Below are 23,072 nucleotides of genomic sequence, written 5' to 3'. Positions count from 1 at the left end.
ATTATTTTATTATGAGCTTCATTGTTTCGTTACTACCATCATCCATACAAACTTTTATCAGATAAATGCCAGAAGTCATGTTACTCACAGGTAGTTCCAATAAATTACAAGTAGAATTATCAGCTGATATTACATTTAATAATCTTCCCTCAGGACTAAAGATCGAAGCACTTGTTATATGTATATCCTCATTCTTCAATGCCACATATGCACGGCCATCAGCTGTCGGGTTAGGATATATAACTAATGAAGAAAGTAATTTTAATGAAGAGAGTCCTACTGAAATCTGGTCATAAATAAGTTCCATATTTCTGATATAGATAGTATTCTCACCAGCCACATTCCCCGAAGCAACTAAAGGAAACTTGATTGAACTGAAATGAATAGGGAAGGAAGCATGTTCCGGCTCTTTTGCAAACCAGTCTTTCATTGCCAAAAGTATCTCTGCATCTTGATTCTTTACAAGCTCATTCGTATATTCATAAATAGAATTAGAAGACGACAAGTTCTCTCTACCAGAAATAATAACTTTTGAAACAGCTGCATTTCCCGGATTAATCATAAAACGAATCGCATTGGGTAAGCTATAAAGGTCGAAAGTTTTTGCAAGTTCAATAAAAGGCGAACGGCCAGATGAATATGTATACCGAATTCCATCTGATAGTAATTCTATATTCTTTATATTCGTACTTGCTTTTACTGTCCATTCATCATTTATCAGCGGAAGTAATGAAAGTGAATGCTTCTCCGGGATTTGTACCTTCACTTTTAACGCACATTTCAGATCATCAAGTGTACCACGAATAATCGTTTCTCCATTTTTAAGTCCGGTAACAATTCCATCATTAATCGAACAAATCGTTGGATTATCAATGCTCCATTCCAATGCATAAGGTGCCAAAGGATATTCTTTATCTCCTATACGTGCATTCAATTCAACTGGATAACCGGTGTATCCATCAATTATCACCGAATCTAAACGAAGAGAAATTTCTTCTTCTTTTAAATATTTGATATGGATTGACGTTTCCAGTTGATTCCATTTGACTTTTAGTATACCATCTCGACTTCCATTAGCAAAGAAAGACCCATCCTCTCTTACGGTACCTACTTCCTTTTCACAGCTATAAGTCACATTTTTCAAACCTAAATTTATAAGTGTTCCATACTGATTATAGCCATAAATAACAGGTGTATATGATCCATATACTGGTAACATCACAGTTTTCTCATAAGGAAGAATTTCCGCAATCACATCATCACTTGCTGACAAATCCACGGCAAATATACCATTAGAAACTGCACGTTCATGACCATCACTTGGCGTATTCATCAAACCGAACTTATTCAAATACATGCCACTGGACCCACCACCATCAAGATTCAAAGCGGTAGTTGCACCTGCACTCTTCATTATATCTGCCAAATGTTTTGTTGTCAATCCGGTAGAAAAAGACGAACGCCCATCTACCACACAAAAGTATACTTTCTTCCCATCAGCAGAATATCCTATGGCAGTACGAGGATGTCTTTCAGCCCAATCATTGTCCTGTACAACACCATCTTTTAAAATTATTCTATCACCTCCCACCATGGCTGTTAGTTGAGAAGCACTTCCAGCTGTTTTGTTTACACCAATAAAAAGAGTAAGTTCATCACCTTCTACCAAAGACTTTAATACTCCGGCAACAGTTCCATGACCAGATAAAACAGCATGTCCTGCCGGTATTTGCATATTACCTTTTCCATCAACCACTTTAACCACCTTCACTTTTAAATCTTTATTCACTGTCCAGACCATAGTAGATTCTAACTGCACAAGCACTTCTACTCCATAGGCATTGGTATGCGTATAATTGCCATTTAATGTATTATACAAGATTAATTGGTTTTCGCCTCTTCCTACATTTACACCATTTATTGGGTATACTTTTTCACCTATTGAACAAGTAGAATTCGCAAAAAGCATGTTATCAATTATAACATCTTTACCAGAAAAAGCGATATGTGGAGTCTGAGCAGGAGTTCGTCCCATCTGTCCTTCGACGATACTTCCATGAATCGGATATCCGACATCTCCTGAAGTAGCAAAAAAGTCTGCATTCGTTCCTCCGAAATATACCTTACCTTCTTTACTTTTCCGTTGAGCCATAGAACTGATGCCTTCACAGGTAATCAAAGAATCTTTTCCATGAACAGCCTCAAAAGAGATATAGGGATTTGTTGCATCGACTTCCAGAAAAAATGTACGAAGTTTCACACTTGATGTGTAATAATGCATAGCTGTATAATAAGAGCCTGGTCCGACTTTAAAATGGCTCAATGTATCGGCCTGGTACTCCGTTCCTCCAATTGTAACAGTGGTTTGTGCCAAAGAAATGCTGCAATAATTTGAGAGGAAAAATAAAGATAAAAATAGTGCTGATAATGTTTTCATAATTTTATTTTTCAAGCTAAAGAATAAGAAATAAAAAGAGCTGTATCTATTTATATATCCGCATTAAAAAGACGGCATATTCTCACAGATACAGCTCGGTATTTCAGAATGCTCTCATCCGAAATGAGATATTCAAAATGCAATATTATTCAACAACAACTTTCGTATTCAAGATATTGCCAGCATTCTTTGCTTTCAAAACGTAAATTCCCGGCAATGCTTTAATTGAAGTCGTATTTGTTCTTTCTGCCACTTTCTGTCCAATCAAATTATAGAGTTCAATGTCAGCTGTTTCTGAAAGCACCACTTCTCCTTTAGACGAAATTATTTGCAATGTTGACATAAATCCATTCTGTATACCATCAGGACCTCCTTTATGTTCTTTGTCTATATCCACTCTTGTTCCAAAATCATAGGCAACAGCACCACCACGATTACAATAAATTATAATACGTGCAATACCTTTTTCTTCATTTACTACCACACGTGGAAGTACTGTTCGTTCCGGATTAGAAATATTTCCTAATCCTTTCTGTGGTAAATCATAGACTAACTTCATAGAAGAGAACTCCATTGCATCATTCAAGGAAACCAAACGTAATCCTGTTTGAATTGCATCAAGCTGATTTGAAATACTATAAATAGCATAATTAACCCCTCCTAATGAGAATTCTGCGACACCATTATTACCGGCACTCATTGGCTGAATAGCTTTTCTTGCTTCCTCATCAGTGATACTTGCAAAGCTATCGGCAATCGTTCCATCCATATTATAAAGGGTTGCATAGGCAGTAAAAGCATCCATATAGAAAAGATTTTCATCAACCGGGCAAACGCGTGTACCATAATTATTTGATGCAGCCGTTGGATAATATTCCTGAATAAAAATCTGATCTGATTCTTCCTGAGGTTGAAGTTTACCGCCAACATAACGCCATTTCAGTACAGTTTTTCCATACAATTCATCGCCATTAGAAGTAGCAGAAAGAATATATCCATCGCCATTCACAACATCACCATAAACACCACAATAGTCAAAACGTCCTTCAAGTCCTTCAACTGTTGTACTCAAGATATTTTTCACACTACCATCTTCCAAGTTTACAACCCAACATTCTGCCGGTGAAACTCCAATATTAGTTGTCATTCTCCATAACAAAACATTACCTGCTGCATCCACCTGAATATCATTCGCCTGGAATCCGGAAATATCATCAACTTCATTCCCATCTTTATCTGTAGTTTTACCACGATACCAGATGTCTTTTGATACCTGAACCGATTTTATATGCTCACCAGTCAAAGCATTATAAACTTCTACATGAATATCATTATCAGCAACTCTGTTTGAAATCAGCATTTTACTCCCGTCAGCAGAAATTGCCATACCACGAGAATTAGCTCCGATTATTCCATAGTTCTGATTTCCTAATGCAGTATACCATCCCCACAATGGGTATACAGCCATAGTCTGACCATTTACATCTACATCTGTGTAAGTAGCATCATCTTTACCAATTTGAGGACCATCCTGGGCATTCAAAGAAATACCGCCCAACAACATAGCTGCTCCAAGTAATAACTTTTTCATAATACATTTTTTTTAATTAAACATTTGAGTAGAAATACTATATCCTTTTTACTAAGAATCAATTCAATAACTTTAAAGTCCATAATTGTCCATTCAAGTCAACTCTCAACAAATAAACCCCTTTAGGCAAATCACCCAATTCCAAAGAAATTTCAGCTGTATTGTCTATTTCCTGATTCTGACAAAAGACTTTTCGTTCATTTCCCACAATATCAAAAAGGGAGGCTGAAAGAGTACCACCATTAATACCGGCATTTATTTTCAATATTTGGTGAGTTCCCATACCTATTACACTGACTTTCTTTACATCCTGTTCTAAAGTAATGGACGTTGCTCCTCCCCAATGAAATTTCACAACAGGAGACCATTCAGTCTGCCCATCTTTATATTTAGCTCTTACCCTTGTATAATAGGTACCTATAGCAAGTGTTCCAAAGTCTGTCCGGTATTCAAAGGCTCCTGTCGTCTTTGATGTAGTTCCCCGAACCGGGAAAGTTGCTTCCTTCGACAAGTGTGCCTGAAAACCAGTCGCATAGATATTATCCTTCCATTCTATGACCATCGACTCTCCAGATAAAGATCCTTCATTTACAGGCGAAACAATTATAGGAATATCTGGATAAACCATTTCAGTCGTAAAAGTCACAACTGCAGTTTCCACCTCTTCGCCATCCTGAAGAGCTTTGATCTTAACATAATAAGTCGTAACAGGTAATAGAGTTCCTACAGGAATTTTTAACGAGTTCTTCCCCACAACCTTCTCTGAATATACAATCACTTTATCCGTAAAAGTATAAGCAGATGCCACAAGGACAGTATATTCCATATCAGATTTACCAAATGTACTCCACGAGACAACCGGGGTTAGTTCAACATTAGTACTCCCCATTGACGGACTTTTTACTGAAAAAGTCATAGGTGTAAACTGACGGATTTCGGATATTGCATCTTTATGTCCTGCCTTATGAGATACTACTCTCCAATAATAAGTTTTTCCAGACTCAAGTATTGCTATTTTATCTGTAAACAGCTCATTTGCAACAACATCTTTACTACTATGCAAGACAGAAAATTCCTGATCTTCAGCAATTTGCAGAGTATACCAATCAGCAGATACAGACTCCCATTTAAATCTGAATGGAGCCATTATCTGGTCACCGGATACCGGATATATCAAATTTGCAGATACTCCTTCTACTTGCTCTTTATCAATCAAAATCGGCGTATATTCATTTCCATACCTATCAAAAACTGCTACAGCAAAAGTTACAGCATTCAAATCTATACTTTCAGGAATTTCAAAAGAATTCGTATATGAAACCCCAAGTAAATAACGTGACGAATTAAATGCATCCAAATCTGTAACTTTGTCCTTGGGAACTGCATATATGGTATAACGTACATTTTCATTTGAAGAATTCCACTGTAATATTCTCTCATTCAAAGTTATCGAAGAGACTGAAGATACAGAATACGCATTCTTCCAATCAATAGCTGGTACCAATGCCTTTTCCATGAAGCAATAATTCTTCAAATAGGGCATTACGCCTTTTACATTATATATATACTTAGTAGAATAGAATACGCTTCCGGGAGCTCCATCAAGCGTACTAAGTCTGTTACGCTCTATTTGCAGTCCAATTTCCTCTGGTCCGAAAGATGCACGTGTCTGCACTGTATTCATTTGATTATTCTGTTCCCAAATGCCTCTCTCCATAGCAGAAAGAGTACTTAAAGAAACTTTCTCCTCACCTATTTTTACAATATCCTCCATTACCGAACGGGTATAAGATGACGATTGAATTCCACTAATAGAATGACTACTGTAAAAATGCTTTTTAAAACGGAAAGCTAACTCAGACCACCACGGACAAAGTACGTCATAGTCTTGTCCCACTGCTGTTGTAGTCCAATAAAGTTGTGGAGAAATATAATCAACCGTACCTTCCTTTAACCATGCGACCGGATCACAATATATTTCTTCATACATGTTTCCACCGGTAATACCCTGTGGTAACACAATACCCTCTTTTTGAGCAACATCATTATTCGTTGTCCATATTCCAAACGGAGAAACTCCAAACGTTACATATGGCTTCTCTTTTTGAATCATATTATACACAGAAGCCACCATTTTATTAATATTTTCTCTTCTCCAATCCCCTAAAGACATATCCTCCGGTTTATATTTTTGCTGAGCATCTGCATCCAGATCTGCAGGCGTACCACCATAAGCATAAAAATAATCATCAAACACAATGCCATCGACATCGTAATTTGTTACAACCTCGCGTACTATATCTGTAATCCGTTGTCGAACTTCAGGCAAAGCAGGGTTCATAATAGCATTATACTTACCATTTTGTACAGGATAAGTGAGTATCCATTCCGGGTGGGTTTCACGATAGTCACCTGCTTGTCCATCCCAATAAGTTGATGCTGTAGAGAATCGGTAAGGATTCATCCATGCGTGTACTTCTATACCACGTTTATGAGCTTCTTCCACCACAAATGCCAAAGGATCATAACCAGGTTCTTTCCCTCGCTCTGAGACTAAATCACTTGACCATGGTTCATAAGAAGACTTATACATTGCATCGCATCTGCTTCTAACTTGAAAGAAGACAGCATTTATATTCACCGACGCTAAATTGTCTAAAATCCGGATCATTTGATCTTTCTGAGCTTTTATTTGTGCTGAATTCCCTGTTTCAGTTATTTTCGTTGAAGGCCAATCCAATGACCAGACTGTCGCCAGCCAGGTAGCACGCATTTCTCTTTTAGGAGTTTGTGCATATCCCGATATTAAAAATAAACTAAGAAATAATATAGAGTATAAATACTTCATGTATATATAAATTTAGAATATTATAAAAGTGTACCAGAGTATACACCGGAATGTATCTCCGGTACACATTCTCTCTCAATTATCAGAATAACTTTGATTTTTTATGATTGATAGCTACTCCATAGATTTCGACACCTTCTATCACTGTTTCAACTTTATAGGTACCTCCATCAGGATAACAACGCATCAATCCGGATTTAACAGATGAAGTCGGATCTGCACGGTATCCAAAGTAAACAGAACCATCCTCGGGATCTAATACCATTTGGCAAATATCAATATACTCACCAGAGCTTCCTTCACTATCAGATACAAGTTCTTTAATAAGATAATTCTTTATTGAATTTTGCAGAGCTGTCTGTCCAGCCGATTCATTTGGAATTGCAGACATAGGTATGGCATAAATTCCGCTAGTAGCTCCTTCACGGACAGCCAAAAACACCATCTGACGCTGTTCATCAATTGCTAATGATTTAATGAATAATCCTCCTGCCGTCATACCATTTGAAGGTACACTTGAACTACCAATATCTGAATCTTTGAAACGGAAAATACCCGGATTATTAAACGTTTTAGGCCACCACCAAGTACCATCACTTGTTTTAGTAAACGAAGCATTCATTGCTCCATAATCATATCCATTTTTATAATAACCCAATTTGTCATTTTGTACAAAATAATCATATTTACTATTTGTCACATCCAATAATAAGTTTCTTTCCGATAGAGCCAATCTACGAATACCCGTATTTCTGTCCGTATAATAAAGCATCTTTTGATTTTCATCAATGTATCCGAAATGAGGATCATTAAAAGCTGTTTTTTGATTATTAGTCAACATCGTTTCGACTGAGGCACCATCTTTAGAAATCACAGAAATCTTTCCATCACCCAAATTTCCATCAACATCATCCACATAGCCTATCTGTTTTCCTGCATCCAATACAAATAACAAAGAATCTGAAAATAATAAGTTATAAGGATGTTGGCCAGACTTCACCCCTAAGTCAAAAGAAGAAATTTTAATATTATCAGGAGCATCATGAACTAATTTCAAGGCTTGTATATTTCCTTTTTTAACAGCATAATAAAGAGTCTTTACTTCTTCTGTATAACCAACAGGAACTTTAATAACTCCCTCTTGTAATGTACGTCCGCCAAGTTTAGTTTTCAGCACTATTTTTTGTGATCCTACATTTAAAAATTTCAGTTTACCAGGATTTTCTTTATTAGATGTATTTACAGGAGTTGAATTCTCATCTACTGTCCCTTCCGGAAAAATCCATTGATATTCCACTTCCTTGTTATCTGGATTCGGTAAAACGACAGACAATTCTATAAATGTTTTATTTACTTCACATATTTCATCTTCCATAGCACTAATAGAGACAGTAGGAGCTATGTCATTGATAAGTAATCTATAATTTCTTTGTCCCTCTCCTTCCACTTTTAACGTGACAGTATAAGTACCAGCTACTGTATATTTGTACTGAGGATTTTCTTCATTAGATACAACAGTACCATCTCCAAATTCCCAAACACAATTTCCTTTAGCAGATGACGTATTAGTAAATTGTATTACGGAGCCAACCAAATAATCCAATTTATATTCGTTTCCTGCTACTTCATATTTAAAATCGACTTTCTCACTAGGAAAATCTTCGATTTTAGGGTCATTCTCTACACATGCATAAGAAAGCATCAAAAGAGATAACATCAATATATATGGTAATTTCTTCATAAATTTATAAGGGTATTAAGGTTAGTTCAATGTTAGTTCTTTCTTCTCTGAAACACCTACATTTCCCTGCTTATCAAAGACTTTATAAGCAGCATTTAGAATGTAGCTTTTAGTATACTCTAAGTCATAAGTAAGTGTACTTATATTATAGATTAACTTTTCGAAAGGAATAGCATCGTATTTAGCTTTAACAACTTCTTTATATTCATCTTTTATCCAATATTCCATTTCTTGCTTATTGTCGTTAAAAACAGAGTCTGTATAACTTTTAAACTCTTCAGAATTAGACATATCCAAATTCAACATTAGCATTCTTAAATCTGAATATTTTTCTTTCTTTTCTAACTCTACGTATAAATCACGCTGAAAAGCTGTAGCAAAAGTATCAGGGAATAGTTTATTAAATCTCTCTTGATCGAATTCTTCTACATTTTTCCATTCAACAGTTTTCAATGTGTTACTGGTAGGAAATACATCATTTACAACATAAGCTCTTTTATCCGTATTCCAATATTCTTCTTGAAACTCATACGTAGCTTTTTCTTGAAATACATGAGCAATGTTACTTACATCTACACTCTTGGTAAAAACAAAAGTAACATTCGGACAAGTGGCTTGCATCGAAATATGTTCTTCTTCATCATACCATACTTCCATATGATCTATAGCTACTCCTTCATTATTATAAAATTGTGCGGTAAAAGCAACCGTATTTCCTGCATTTACTGTACTAGAGGGTATCTCCCAATAAGTATGTGAAGTTCTCTGTCCAATACGGGCCCAATCATTGATAAGATCATGCTTTTCACACCCACTTACCCAAAACGTTAAGAAGGCAAATATTATCAGTATATTCTTATTTTTCATATATGTAACTCCTTTACTACACTTAATTATTTATGAGCACCATTATAAATTCCCCATATCATAGGCTTTTTCAACCATTCCGGATTCTTATAAGCTCCTAAACGCTCTAATTCCAAACGACTATATTTTTCTTCTGTTTCCGGATCATAATTCAAACGTTGTACCCAGACATCTGCTAATGTTCCATCCGGATTATAGTCTACGCACCAATAAGGTTCATACAAATTATATGGACGTTTCAGATTTGGATAAATTACAACTCCGTCATATGTAACATTATTTTTGTTATTACTATAGTTATAGCGACGCATATCAGTCCAAATTTCCGGCTGTAGGTACATACATACATATTTCTGCCGCATAATATGTCCAATATTAAAACCTATTTCAGGAAGGTAATCGACATTTTTCAAATACTTTTCCGTATATTTTGTATTACAATTAAAGCGTTCGAAACTTTTTTCCACCGCTTTTATTGTCCATTCTCTTGCACCAGTCTTATCCCCTCTCCAATACAAAGCTTCAGCCTTTATCAGCATCAATTCTTCAGTCAGAAATAAAGGTACATAACCATCATTTTTAGTATATGGATTTACAGTCAAATCTTGCGAACTCATCGGAGTAGTGCAATATAGATCAGGATAATGACTTTCTTTAGCAGAAGCATCCATACCAATATTACAATCCAGATAGCGGAAAATCGTTCTTCCGTCAGCACCTTTTCGGGGTTTCATAAGAGCCTCCATACGCGGATCTTTAGCATAACCTTTTATCGGATTTGGTGAAGCTTCAATGCCAAACATGTCTACCATCAAATATTTTGACGGAATTGTTTTATCTAAATCGTTCGAACGGCTTTCCCAACCTCCGATTTTGGGTTTTGCAGGTCCCCATGGACAGTTAGCTTCACCTACTCCACCATCAAACTTGTAATTTGGTTCTTCCCAATTTTCCAAAGCAGCATTTACAGCATTTATTATCTGATCACACGTATTTTGTGTATTATCCCAGTTAGGTAATTTACGCAACAAAATACGTGCTTTCAGTGCATATGTAAATTGTCTCCATCTTTTTAAATCACCAGAGAAAATCCGATCCATACTTTTGGTTATGGAGATATTTGCCGGACTATTTACAATACTTGGATCATTATACTGTGCCAACAAATCCTCAACCTCACTTAACATCCATTCATAAATAGATTCTTGAGTGTCATAAGTCACATGGTCCGTATATGCTGTAGTACGTGGCATATCACCAAAAACATCCGTAGTAAGTTGAGTAGACATCAAACGAATTGTTCGTCCGATAAGTGGAAAGTTGGTATATCCCGCTTCCTTAGCAGAAGCTAGCATTTCATTCAGATTCACCCCTATATCATAATAATGTCTGCGCCATTGAGGATGGCGATTCATTGAAAGAAATTCCCATCCTCCCTTATATGCGGTAGAATTTACCTGAGCCTTTCCTCCTGTAGTAAAAGCCTGAGCTAAATACATATTATATTCTGCATGATCATAGTTAGTCTGAGCAGCATAGAATGTTAATACAGGTAAAATGAGTTCAGGAGTGACTGTCGTAATATTATCCTTACTTCGATTAACATTCAGATAATCTTCACAGCTTACCAAAGCAATAGAGATAAGCAATAAGGCATATATAAAATTATTTTTTCTTCTCATAAATCTTATACTATTTAAAATGTTGCATTAATTGAAAAATTAAAACTACGTGTACTAGGTACTTTAAAATCATCAATACCCGTATTACCTGTCCCTCCGGCTTTACCTGCACTAATTTGCGGATCACATCCTGTATATTTTGTCAATAACAAAAGGTTACGTCCTGTAATAGAAAACTGTAAACCTTTAACAAACGATTTCTTAAGTAACGGCGTAAAATCATATCCTAAAGTCACATAACTCAGTCGGACATAAGAACCGTCTTCAAGAAAATTCGAACTTACATTTCCAAATTTCTCATTTAACACAGTTTGAGTTAATAAAATAGGCTTTGTATTCTCTACATAAGTACCATCTGCCTGTTTTACCATGCCTTTAACTACAACTTCCCGATTACGATATTTTTCAACAAAACGGCTTTGTCCACTTGAAAAGAGTGAGCGTTCTGTCATATTTGCCACCGTTCCACCTTTACGTGTATCTACCAAAAATGAAAGAGTAAAGTTTTTCCAGTTCAAATTAGATGAAATACCTAATAAAAAATCAGGTTCACGATTTCCAATTAAATTGCCTTTTGCCGGGCTAATAACCGGGTATCCTTCTTCATCACAAACAATCTGTCCATCCGGAGTTCGTTCATAATCTTTACCAGAAACGCCTATCGTAGGTCCATGCAGATATGCCACAGGAAAAAGATCGCTAAACTGTTTCCCTTGAATTTCAGTTATATCATCAGGTAACCCTTTAACCCGTCCGCGATTAAGTCCAAAGTTCAGATTGGCATTCCAAAAGAAATCTCTAGTACGTATTATTTCTTGATTCAATTGTAATTCTACTCCCTGATTCTCAATATATCCCTCATTACGAATTTGAAGTATAGTACCTTTTGTTGGAGATACTCTTACATTTACAATCTGATTATCCACTGTGGTATTGTAATACGCTATATCCAATTTCGTTTTATCATTAAAAAAACGTAAATCCAAACCAATTTCCCATGAACTAGCCATTTCCGGATCCAACCAAACAGCACGACTTTTAGCCGGATCAACTCCATATCCACCATCCGGGAAAGAAGCCTTTTGAATAAATCTCTTATCAAAAGCATAAGGATTAGTATCTTTACCTACCTTTGCCCAGTTACCACGTATTTTTCCATAACTAAACGTTTCGCTTGAAATCTTAAATAATTCTGTAAAAATAAAACCTCCCGTTACTGAAGGATAGAAATATGAAGTTTCACTTAAAGTTGAAGAATAATCCTGTCTGGCTGTAGCACTAACATGAGCAATACCTTTATAATCCAAACGAATTTCGCCAAAATAGCCCAACATGCGTTTCAAAGAATGAGATAATGAGGTATTTTTTCCCAGCTCGAGCGCTGGTAGATTCGAGATACTCTCAAATCCTGGTATCTGAAATCCAGCCCCACCAAATGCAGACTCCGTTCCTTTTCTTTCTTTTAATTCATATCCAGCCAAAAAGTTCAAATTAAAATCTTTAGGAAGCTCTAACTTATATGTAGCCAACGCCTGTACCGTTAATAATTGGGAACGACTTTGAGAATAGTTATATTCACCAAACTTAGCTAAATCAATATTCTCCGGATTACTAAAGTCTGATTTATCAAAAAGAGGGGCAGTTATAGATTCGGAGGTATAATGATTTTCATCAAAGCTAACTCTCCCACTTAATTCAAGTCCTTTGACCGGATTCCAAACAATATTTCCCATTATAATATTACGGGCTGCATTATTTTCCCCCTGATCCATATAACGGCTCCACAGTGGGCTCAAAGGAATCTTCACAATCTCATCATCTGTCAATCCATCAAATGGATGTAACCAATTAGGTGTACCATTAGGTTTTATATAATCACGTATATCATTATTTATAGGCCAATTATATACAGTAGAGAGTACATCACCTGCCCCTCTCGATTTAGTTCTTATTATATTACCAGATAGCGAAGCCTTTAAATGCTTAGAAACCTCATATGTACCCTTCAATAAAAAATTCAACCGATCTTGATAATCATTAGGTACAACTCCATCTGTCATCGAATAACTGGCTGAAGCATAAGCAGTAAATTTATCCGTACCACCCGATAAGCTCACATCATATTTCTGAGAAAGCCCCATCTGAAAAAAGTTAGAAACATTATCATAAATTGTCTCTCCAGGTTGAACCATAGGTCCCCATCCTCCTGTTATGTCAACTTTCTCTGATAATACCCCTTTCACCCCTGGTACATATGTTGTCTGCAATTTAGGTAGATGAAACACATTCTCGACTTGTACACTTGCATTGGCGTTAACCGTTATTTTCCCTTCTTTACCATTTTTTGTGGTAATCATTATAACACCATTAGCTGCCTCCTGCCCATACAAAGCTGAAGCCGCAGCTCCTTTCAAAACCGTCATATTTTCAATATCAGCAGGATTGATTTGCGAAGCAACACCAGCTCCAGAGACAGCTATGCCATCAATAATCAAAAGTGGCTCATTATTTTGTGTACCATTAATAGAGGAAATTCCACGAATTTGTATTTGAGATTCAGCATTAGGCGATCCACCTGAAGTACTCACACTTAATCCTGAAATCTTACCTTGCAACGTATTTACAAAGTTGGTATTAGCACCTCCCATGATTTCCTTTGAATCCAAGCTTTGTACTGCATAATTAAGTTTTTTCTTTTCCGCTTTTACTCCCATTGCCGTCACGACAACCTCATCAACCATTATTGAAGAAGGTTTCATGACAACATTTATCACAGACTGTTTACCTGCCTTCACCTCTTGTGTCTCCATACCTACATAAGAGAACACCAAAGTAGAATTGTCAGGTGCCTTAATTGAATAATTTCCATCAATATCAGTAATTGTACCTAGACTGGCATTCCCTTTAACAACAACGGATGCCCCAATGACCGGCATTCCATCTTCAGAGGAAGTCACCACTCCAGTAATCGTATGCTGTGAATATGCAGCCACAGCAGAGAAGAAAAAGAGTAGAACTAATAACTGTTTTTTCATAATATAATCTATTAATAATTTTATTTAGCTCTATCCAACGCAAGCATATGGATTTGAACATTAGAATAAATTTTCACTTAAATCAGTAAAAAAAGTATTCTTTTCTGATTACAGAAACAGATACCCCATTACCTTATTATATACACTTTTATGCTCTATAAAAACGACGATTTAATTAGTTATAAAACAGGGGTCTTTAAACAAGAATTATAAGAAGGAAAATGTCTAACAAACATCATCTTTAAGGTTTCTTTTTATCAGACATGATTTTCTTATTTAAAGATCTCAACTTTTCATTACCTCAAATACTCATACTAAGTTCTATCAGAACTTAGCAGTATTTCATTATATGATCATATAATATACTTCCATAATTCTCACTGATTTAGTTTGGCACTAAAGAAAATCTTATTGAAGAATGAAAGATATAGCAAAAAAGATTATATATTTGTAACCAAATCAAAAAAGACTACGGAATGAAACTTATCGCAGAAAGTGGTTCTACAAGAACTGAGTGGGCTCTTGTTGAAGATAATCATCTCGTACAGAGAGCTTTTACGGAAGGGCTGAATCCTTTTTTCCAAACCAGAAGAGAAATAAGCAGAAGTGTAAGACTCGGTTTACCAGAATCCTTCTTTAAAAAGAAATTGGATCAAGTATATTATTATGGTGCCGGATGTACCTCTTATGAGAAAAAAAACATATTGGGTGCTTCTCTGGTAGCACAATTTAAGACTCCTATTCAAGTTGAAAGTGATTTGTTGGCTGCTGCACGTGGTTTATTTAAATGTGAAGCAGGTATTGCCTGCATATTAGGAACTGGCTCCAATTCATGTTTCTACGATGGTAAAATCGTTGTCAAAAATGTGAAAGCCGCAGGCTACATATTAGGTGACGAGGGAAGCGGTGCAGTATTAGGTAAACTTTTTCTGGCTGACGTTCTTAAAGGGTTAGCCCCTAAATATATTGCAACAGACTTTTATGATAAGTTTCGTATAACTGCAAATGATGCTATGGAATCTGTCTACAATTTACCATTTCCCAATCGATTCCTTGCTACTATATCTTATTTCTTAGCAGATTATTTAGATAACGACTATGTTTATAGCTTGTTAACCAATAATTTGAAAAACTTTTTTATCCGTAGTGTGTGTCAGTATGATTATAAAAGTTATCCTATTCGTTTTGTTGGTTCAGTAGCATACAGCTACTCCGAAATATTAAGAGAAGTCGCTCGTGGTTTTGGAGTAGAACTTGATATTATTGAAGAAACCCCAATGACTGGATTAATAGAATTCCATTCCTTAAATATAGAAGAACCATAGGATAAATGCCGTACAAAGTTTATTTTTTCTATTTAACGTGAGTCCGACGAATTCTTTTATAGCCATACTTCTAATATTATTAGAAAGTTTCCTATCAGAAAAGTATAATTTGACATAGCTATTTGAAGGATATAAAACAATGATAATCAGACTTTAAAAAAGTACGTACTTTATAATATCAAAAGTACGTATTTAATACTTTGTTAATTACCTATTTAAGTGTGTGTTAAAATACTATTCCTGTAAACGGGAAAACAAAGAAGTGTTATTGTAATCATATTCGTTAAGCTCACGTTACTTATATTTCATTAGAATGCAATACATCACTTTATATTATTGTGAATTAATAAATATAAATCAAAATAAATGCAAATTAATGTTCTTGATATTAAAACTATTCTTATCTTTGCTATGAAGTAATTCTCAAAGAATTCTTTCGACCTTTGTTTAATGATAATATTGCATCTCAAAACAATTAATAAAAAGTTAACCATACTTATTAATAAGAAAAAAAACTAAGTTCTGATAGAACTTAGTAACATTAAGCTGTTAAACATTAGAGCTCAATAGATTCAAATGCTCTTTGACGTTTTCTAATAAATTACGAGTGATGTAAAAATATTAATGTATCACTGCTATTCATAATTTATAATTAGAGATGTTTTAAATATATTTTAAAACAAAAACAGTTTAAAAAGAATTTGATTACTTAAAAAACAAAATCAAACGTTCCTTAAATATATAACAAATAACATTATTAATATTATCAAATAATACTATGCACGTTAAAAATTATTATCTATTCCTCGTATTTTTATACTTTTGTATAAACATGGAAGCCCAGTGTCCTAAACGAGAAATGCGAGCGACCTGGATTGCTACAGTAGGTGGTATTGACTGGCCTAAAAGCGCAGGAGCTACTTCACAAAAAGCAGAGATGCTCAAAATGCTTGATTCAATTCAAACATTGAATCTCAACACTGTATTTTTTCAGGTACGTTCACGTTGTGATGCGATGTACAAATCGTCTTATGAACCTTGGTCAAGTGACCTAAAGATACCACGAGGTACCAATCCGGGATATGATCCATTGGCGTTCGTCATAGAAGAATGCCACAAACGAGGGATCGAATGTCATGCATGGCTCAATCCATATCGTTATAATAAAACTGGCGATGGATGGACAGGAAGCAATAACTGGCCATACAACTATGAGAACACACACCCTGAATGGTTACTTTGGTATTCCGACAACGTGATTTTAGATCCTGCTATCCCCGAAGTACGATTACTAATTACAAATATAGTAAAAGAAATAACTACAAATTATGATATAGACGGCATCATCTTCGACGATTATTTCTACCCATACGGAGGTACCACCAACCAAGATGCAAAATCGCAATCGCAATATTTCGGAACATGGTCGAATGCCCACCCTGGTAAAACCGTACATGACTGGCGACGTGCCAATGTAAACCAAATGATTGCCGATGTTTATCACACAATTCAAACTATAAAACCTTATGTAACATTTGGAGTTTCACCATTCGGTATTTGGACAACCAACACCAGTGTAGCAGAAGAAGAAGGTATTCCGTTACCTTCGGGTATTACAGGAGGAAATATGTATCAAGAGATTTATTGTGATCCTGTAGCATGGCTAAAAGAGGGTACAGTTGATTATCTATCACCACAATTATACTGGAAAACAGGTGGTGCACAGGATTATAACAAGCTTTGCACTTGGTGGACGGATCTAACCAATCGTTTTGGTAAACAGTTCTATTCGAGTATGGCTCTCTATCGTTATGCAGAAAATAATTCAAGCAATGCAGGTTATTACAAGAATACAGATGAATTTAAGAACCAAACTTTGAAAAATCGCAGTACAAATTATGATAATGCCCCCGGAAACGTATTTTATAATACCTTAGCTTGGGTTTATGATGCCCCCTTCCGTGAAAAATTTAAAACTGACGTTTTTCAATACCCGGCACTCCCCCCTGCAATCCACTGGAAAGCGGCACCCGAACAAGAACCTATTTCATTTACAGGCCCCCCACAGGGTAGTATCATCTCATGGATACACAATTCTGATGAAAATGTACGTTACGCTGTATATGCTGTACCAATTGCCAAACGGAACGAAACAGGTGCCTTCTCCAAATCAGAACATTTAGTTTCTATTACCTACGACAAACAATTCCGTATGAAGAAAGGTATATCTACCTCTACACACAAAATTGCAGTTTCGGTTATTGACCGATATGGTAATGAATATGCGCCACGTGTATTTGGTGAATCACCGGCTGCACCAATTACAGCGGTGTTAACTTATCCTGATGATAATGCCAGCATTTCCAAAGCAACTTTATTCCAATGGCAAGGAGCTTCAGATGTCGATTGTTATATCTGGCAACTATCTCGTAACAGCCAATTTACCGATTTAGTAGCTTCAATGGAAACCACAGATACTAAATACAATTCTGGATTAGTTGGCAGTATAGAAGAGAATACAACATACTGGTGGCGTGTAAAAACACGAAAAGCCAATACATTAGATACATGGTCGGAAGCTCGTCAATTCACAATTGGAACAGCAAGTGGTATAAAGACCTCCGTCACAACCAATTCACAAATTTACGTATACAACGAATACGGAAATCCATATCTATTTATATATGCAGACAAAGCTTCTAACGCAATACTTGAGCTTTATTCCACACAGGGTTATCATACCTTTTCTCAAACACTTTGTTTATTGGAAGGTGAAAATAGAATTCCACTATCATTGCCTAATAAAGAAATGTACATTGCAAAACTACAAATTGCAGAAAAACAATTGACATTAAAAATAACCAACTAATCATTCTTAAAAAGTCATGAAGAAACTATTATTATTATCGCTCATTTTGATTGGGCAACTTTCTTATGCACAGCGAATCGACATCAAGTCTATCCAGCTTCTGAATGGGACAGAACAAGGAGGATATTTTCATCCGGTCTTCAGTCCAAAGGGTACTTATCTACTCACAACTACTGAAAATTATGAGGGTCTGAATTGTCACATTATAGCAACTCATAAAATCGAAAAACTGGTAACAGATGCAGGTGCCGGCTATGGTGTACGCATCAGTGCCGACGAAAACACTATTTTATTTAAAAAGACCGAAATACGAAATAAATTACGTTTTTCTTCACTGCAAAGTTATTCCTTAAACAATAAAAAGCAAGAAAAGCTAATTGATGCCACGCATGAAAAAATTAGTCCTGTATTCGCAGAAAATGTACCAGCAGTAATCAAAGGTGGAACTATGAAAAAAATGAGAAATACGGCCTCAAATGTAGACCCGTATATCAATATTGAAGATCGCAAAATGGTTTTATATACAGGAAACATTCGTAAAATTCTCACCCCAAATGGAGAGAACAAAAGTTACTTTTGGGCTAGTATATCTCCCGACAGCAAACACATCGTTTATACAGTAGCTGCTTATGGTACTTTTGTTTGTGACATTAATGGAAAAAATGTTGTTTCATTGAAAAAACTAAATGCTCCCAGTTGGTTAAATAATGAATGGATTATCGGAATGAACGACAAAGATGACGGTGATCAAGTTATTACTTCAGAAATCACAGCAACAACCATTGATGGTAAAATCCGCCAGACACTTACTACACCTTTTGCAAAAATAGCTATGTATCCGGCAGCCTCAGCCGATAGTAAACAAATTGCATTCAACTCAGAAAAAGGTCAAATTTACATTATGAACATTGAATTAAAATAACTCAATTATGAAACGACTAGCATTACTCATAGTTTCTATTTTGACGATTTTTACCGCTCAAGCAATTGATTTGACTGGTGTCAAAATTTATATCAACCCAGGACATGGTGGATACGATAGTAACGACCGGAGCATCTGGACCATTCCTGTTCCCGAAGTATGGACCTCTCCTGATGGCTATTGGGAATCCAAATCTAATCTGGTAAAAGGATTAGCATTGAAAGAGTTGCTTGAAGCAGCAGGTGCTACTGTCATTATCTCGCGTACAGATAACACAAGCGGTATCCGTGACGGTGAGCAATTTGTCGGCGGTGGCGACCGTGACTTATCAGAAATTGCTGAAGAAGCTAATGCCAATAATGTGGATCATTTTTTATCAATCCATAGCAATGCCCTGAATACAACGACCAACTATCTTCTATTATTGTATCATGGATACAATGATCAGCCAACTATAGCACAAAGTTTACCAATGGTACAATCATCAGGCCTTTCTCAGATTAACAATCCTTTGACCGTTTGGACAAGCCCCACTCCGATGCTGCGTGGTGATTTTACATTTTATGGCGATAATCTCGGTTTAGGAGTTCTACGCCCGTTAACTGTACCGGGATTCCTTTCTGAAGGTTCATTCCATGATTACCCACCAGAAACCCATCGCTTAATGAACAACGACTTCTGCAGACTCGAAGCTATACGTTTCTTTCAGCACTTTCATAACTATTTTAAACGCGATATGCCGACAACAGGCACAATTGCAGGTTTCGTGAAAAGCGAAAATGAATTGGTAGATATTCTTAATCAGCCGAAATTTACCTACAGGCCCGGTAGTGATGACCAATGGTTACCACTCAATGAAGCAACCGTAAAACTGCTCAATGCAGACGGTTCACAAGTATTACAAACTTATATCACTGACAACTGGTACAACGGTATTTATGCCTTTTATGACCTGAAACCCGGTAATTATAAATTATCGTTTTCATTGGAAAATTACGAAAGTAAGACAGTAGATGTTACAGTTACCGCATCCGAAATTACATACTCAAAAGCCTTTTTGAAAAACATCAATATCATTGTTCCTGATTATCCTGCACCCGAACAGGGCGATGGTGCAACAGCATTAAGCCAATATGATTTTATTACGGACGGTAATATCGAAAATCCTGCATGGCTGAACAGTTCATCAATCAGACGAATACTTCAACGCAATGGAAAACTGTATGTTTTGACCACCGATCCTAAAATTATAGTAATAAATGCCGAAACACAAGAAATTATCAAAGAATTAGAATTAACCGGCATCACAGGTGGAAGTTCCATTCTTAGTGACATTGCTTTCAGTGCCGATGATGTTTTACTGGCTTGCAACAAAATAACAGATGCTTCCGCTACCACAATGTTTAAAGTATACAAATGGGAAAACGACGATGCTGCCCCGACAGTTTTATTCACTACCCAAAAACAAGCCAATACAACAAATGCCGAAATAGGAGAAACTTTCACCGTAGCCGGTGCCATTTCAAACTTATATATCTATTACACGGTTAAGTCCGGTGCAAACTATCGCATTGTCGGTTTAAATTACAAAAATGAAACCAAAAGCGTTACTGATAAATATATGGGTGCCGATACTAATTATCCGGTTTCTATATGGGGAGAACATGTTAAGTTTACCATATCTCCTTCCGGTTACGACCATATCATTGTCGACAGTGATGTGATGCATACTACCGAATATAAATTCGACTGGTCGGCCGTCGATGGTGCTGCCTTGTTGAAAAAAGGTGAATTAACTGTTACCGAGGTACCGGTAGCTGCCTACGGAAACACGTTTGCCCGTTATGCCGGACATCTATTTATGGCTACACCAGTTTGCAATGCCGATGCAACAAAAGCAGGTATAGCACTCTTTGATGTTACTAATGGGTTGAGTAACGCCGTTAGAATTTCAGATAAATATCCCGAAGCAGGTTTAGGTACAACCCGTGCCGGTTATTTGGCATCATCTATTGTAGTAAACAATTATGATATCAAAATCGGAATTTGGGCACAGGGACAAGGTGCCGCCATTTACAAAACCGAAATCCAGCCGGTAGCTAATATCTACGCTTCCGAGCTCTCAATTAGTCCAGCAAATGAGTTTAAATTTACATTGAACGAAGACGCTTCATCGGTATTCATTACAGTCTACAAGGAAGGTGAAACCCTAACCAGTTACAATGCAGGGGCACTAAACAAAGGAGCACAAGTCATAACCAATCCGTTCGGAACAACCAATTATGATACGTGGAGTGTTACAGCAAGTTCACGTCCTGTAGCATACCCAGTTAAAATAAGCGACGACTCTCCTATATTCCAGTTCTATTCGGGGCGTGGTGTTGCCGTAGACAACAATCCTGAAAGCCCATTCTTCGGCCGGGTATACGTATCAGAATCTGCCGGTGGCCTCATCTCGGAAGGAACACCAGTGAATCCCCGGACAACGCAAAAAGGTATTTATATTTTGGATGCAGCTTTATCAGACGTCACCAATCAGGGAGCCAAAAGTTATACCGGCAATATAGCATGGGGAGCCAACGTAAATGCCAGTTACCAATATGCTCCAAGAGGAATTACAACAGATGCCTCCGGTAAAGTTTATATCTCCGACAGTTCATTTGGTAACTCAGGAATTTACATAATGGATGCGGCCCATCCTGCATCAGATTTTTCTCCATTATTTGGCGGAACGCTTAATACTTCCAACGGTCAGGTAACAGTAGACGGAACTTTTATTCACGATCCAATAGAAGATATAAAAATCATAGGAAGTGGTACTGAAACGAAGTTGTTTACTTACAACCGTCCGGCTTCTCCGGTAGCAGGAGGCATTTATCGTTATGATATTGGTACAGCCGTATTACCCTGGGTATCAGCCCCCAGTGCTACTATTTATGATGACATGCAAAATGGTAATCTCCTTCAGAATTCATATGGCCAAATTGCTTCGGACACCCACGGCGGATGGTGGATGTGTCAATACCGTGCAGGTACAGGCGGAGCCAGTGTTCCGGCTTTGATACACGCCACCAATGGCAAACTAGATTACAATTGCAGTTCATCACTTCCAAGTTCATACCAGGGAGCCATGGCAGTGAACGCAGATGGTTCTGCACTGGCAATAGGTACAAAAGCCGGTAAAGTAGAAGTTTTCAATGTGGTTTACGATGCAAGTAACAAACCGACTCTCACCGCTAAATGCAGTATTGACTGGGGAGAAGCGACCGACTATTTGCAGAATATGGCTTTCGATGCAGCGGGTAATCTCTATCTGATTTCTAACTATAATGAACGCCTGATGGTATATTCTCTTCCTAAATCCGATAATACGTATACTACACATGCTTCTGTAAAACAGAGTACAGGCATAACACCTCATTACAAAGCAAATTTAAGTGATTGTATTTACATATCGAATCCAGTAAAAGACGAAATTATCATCAATGCAACAGCAGGTATCAATGCAGAAAGCTATGTACTTTATGACACCAAAGGTATACCGGTAAGAAGCGGCATAATAAATGCTGCACAAACCAAGGTCAATGTACAAACTCTGAATTCAGGTATCTACGCCTTACTGGTTAAAACCTCCGAAGGTATTACCAATAAACGTATTCTAAAACAGTAATACATTTTTGGGGTAATCTTTATGATTACCCCAAAAACGGCAGAACTGCTCTTCTGTATTTGTATTAACTATAAGATTATCATAC

Annotated in this window: 11 protein-coding genes; 4 read left to right on the top strand and 7 right to left on the bottom strand. The window is 36.6% G+C overall.

Going from position 1 to position 23,072, the window contains the following annotated elements:
* Position 1 precedes the first annotated feature (1 nt).
* The 7 genes from K8P02_RS20490 to K8P02_RS20460 form a co-directional block, all read right to left on the bottom strand.
* Positions 2 to 2,437: a phosphodiester glycosidase family protein gene (locus K8P02_RS20490; protein WP_025867679.1), complete on the bottom strand. Its 2,436-nt coding sequence runs from the start codon at positions 2,435 to 2,437 to the stop codon at positions 2 to 4.
* Positions 2,438 to 2,582: 145 nt separating this feature from the next.
* Positions 2,583 to 4,028, bottom strand: a complete 1,446-nt coding sequence (locus tag K8P02_RS20485) for a T9SS type A sorting domain-containing protein (protein ID WP_025867678.1) — start codon at positions 4,026 to 4,028, stop codon at positions 2,583 to 2,585.
* A gap of 58 nt (positions 4,029 to 4,086) precedes the next feature.
* Positions 4,087 to 6,876, bottom strand: coding sequence for a family 10 glycosylhydrolase (locus tag K8P02_RS20480; RefSeq protein WP_044158351.1), 2,790 nt, complete (start codon positions 6,874 to 6,876; stop codon positions 4,087 to 4,089).
* Between the two features lie 82 nt (positions 6,877 to 6,958).
* Complete coding sequence (locus K8P02_RS20475) at positions 6,959 to 8,617, bottom strand: PKD domain-containing protein (protein ID WP_025867676.1); 1,659 nt, start codon at positions 8,615 to 8,617, stop codon at positions 6,959 to 6,961.
* Positions 8,618 to 8,638: 21 nt separating this feature from the next.
* The gene (locus tag K8P02_RS20470; RefSeq protein ID WP_025867675.1) at positions 8,639 to 9,484 is read right to left on the bottom strand and encodes a hypothetical protein; all 846 of its coding nucleotides are present in this window, start codon (positions 9,482 to 9,484) and stop codon (positions 8,639 to 8,641) included.
* Positions 9,485 to 9,510: 26 nt separating this feature from the next.
* Positions 9,511 to 11,166, bottom strand: a complete 1,656-nt coding sequence (locus tag K8P02_RS20465; RefSeq protein ID WP_025867674.1) for a SusD/RagB family nutrient-binding outer membrane lipoprotein — start codon at positions 11,164 to 11,166, stop codon at positions 9,511 to 9,513.
* Positions 11,167 to 11,180: 14 nt separating this feature from the next.
* A complete protein-coding gene (locus K8P02_RS20460) occupies positions 11,181 to 14,201 on the bottom strand; it encodes a SusC/RagA family TonB-linked outer membrane protein (protein WP_025867673.1) in 3,021 nt (1,006 codons plus the stop codon).
* A 476-nt stretch (positions 14,202 to 14,677) separates the two neighbouring features.
* On the opposite strand from K8P02_RS20460, the gene K8P02_RS20455 reads away from it, so the two are divergent.
* The 4 genes from K8P02_RS20455 to K8P02_RS20440 all read left to right on the top strand — a co-directional run bounded on the left by K8P02_RS20455 (position 14,678) and on the right by K8P02_RS20440 (position 22,987).
* Positions 14,678 to 15,526: a hypothetical protein gene (locus tag K8P02_RS20455; protein WP_002558923.1), complete on the top strand. Its 849-nt coding sequence runs from the start codon at positions 14,678 to 14,680 to the stop codon at positions 15,524 to 15,526.
* 859 nt (positions 15,527 to 16,385) lie between these two features.
* A complete protein-coding gene (locus K8P02_RS20450; RefSeq protein ID WP_262903068.1) occupies positions 16,386 to 18,395 on the top strand; it encodes a glycoside hydrolase family 10 protein in 2,010 nt (669 codons plus the stop codon).
* A gap of 16 nt (positions 18,396 to 18,411) precedes the next feature.
* Positions 18,412 to 19,317, top strand: coding sequence for a TolB family protein (locus K8P02_RS20445; protein ID WP_025868228.1), 906 nt, complete (start codon positions 18,412 to 18,414; stop codon positions 19,315 to 19,317).
* Between the two features lie 7 nt (positions 19,318 to 19,324).
* Complete coding sequence (locus K8P02_RS20440; RefSeq protein ID WP_025868229.1) at positions 19,325 to 22,987, top strand: N-acetylmuramoyl-L-alanine amidase; 3,663 nt, start codon at positions 19,325 to 19,327, stop codon at positions 22,985 to 22,987.
* Positions 22,988 to 23,072: the final 85 nt, after the last annotated feature.

Origin of the sequence: Bacteroides nordii, assembly GCF_019930665.1 — a bacterium.
Lineage (GTDB): Bacteria > Bacteroidota > Bacteroidia > Bacteroidales > Bacteroidaceae > Bacteroides > Bacteroides nordii.
The sequence above is the reverse complement of the archived record's forward strand: the minus strand, read 5'-3'. Positions and strand labels throughout refer to the sequence as shown.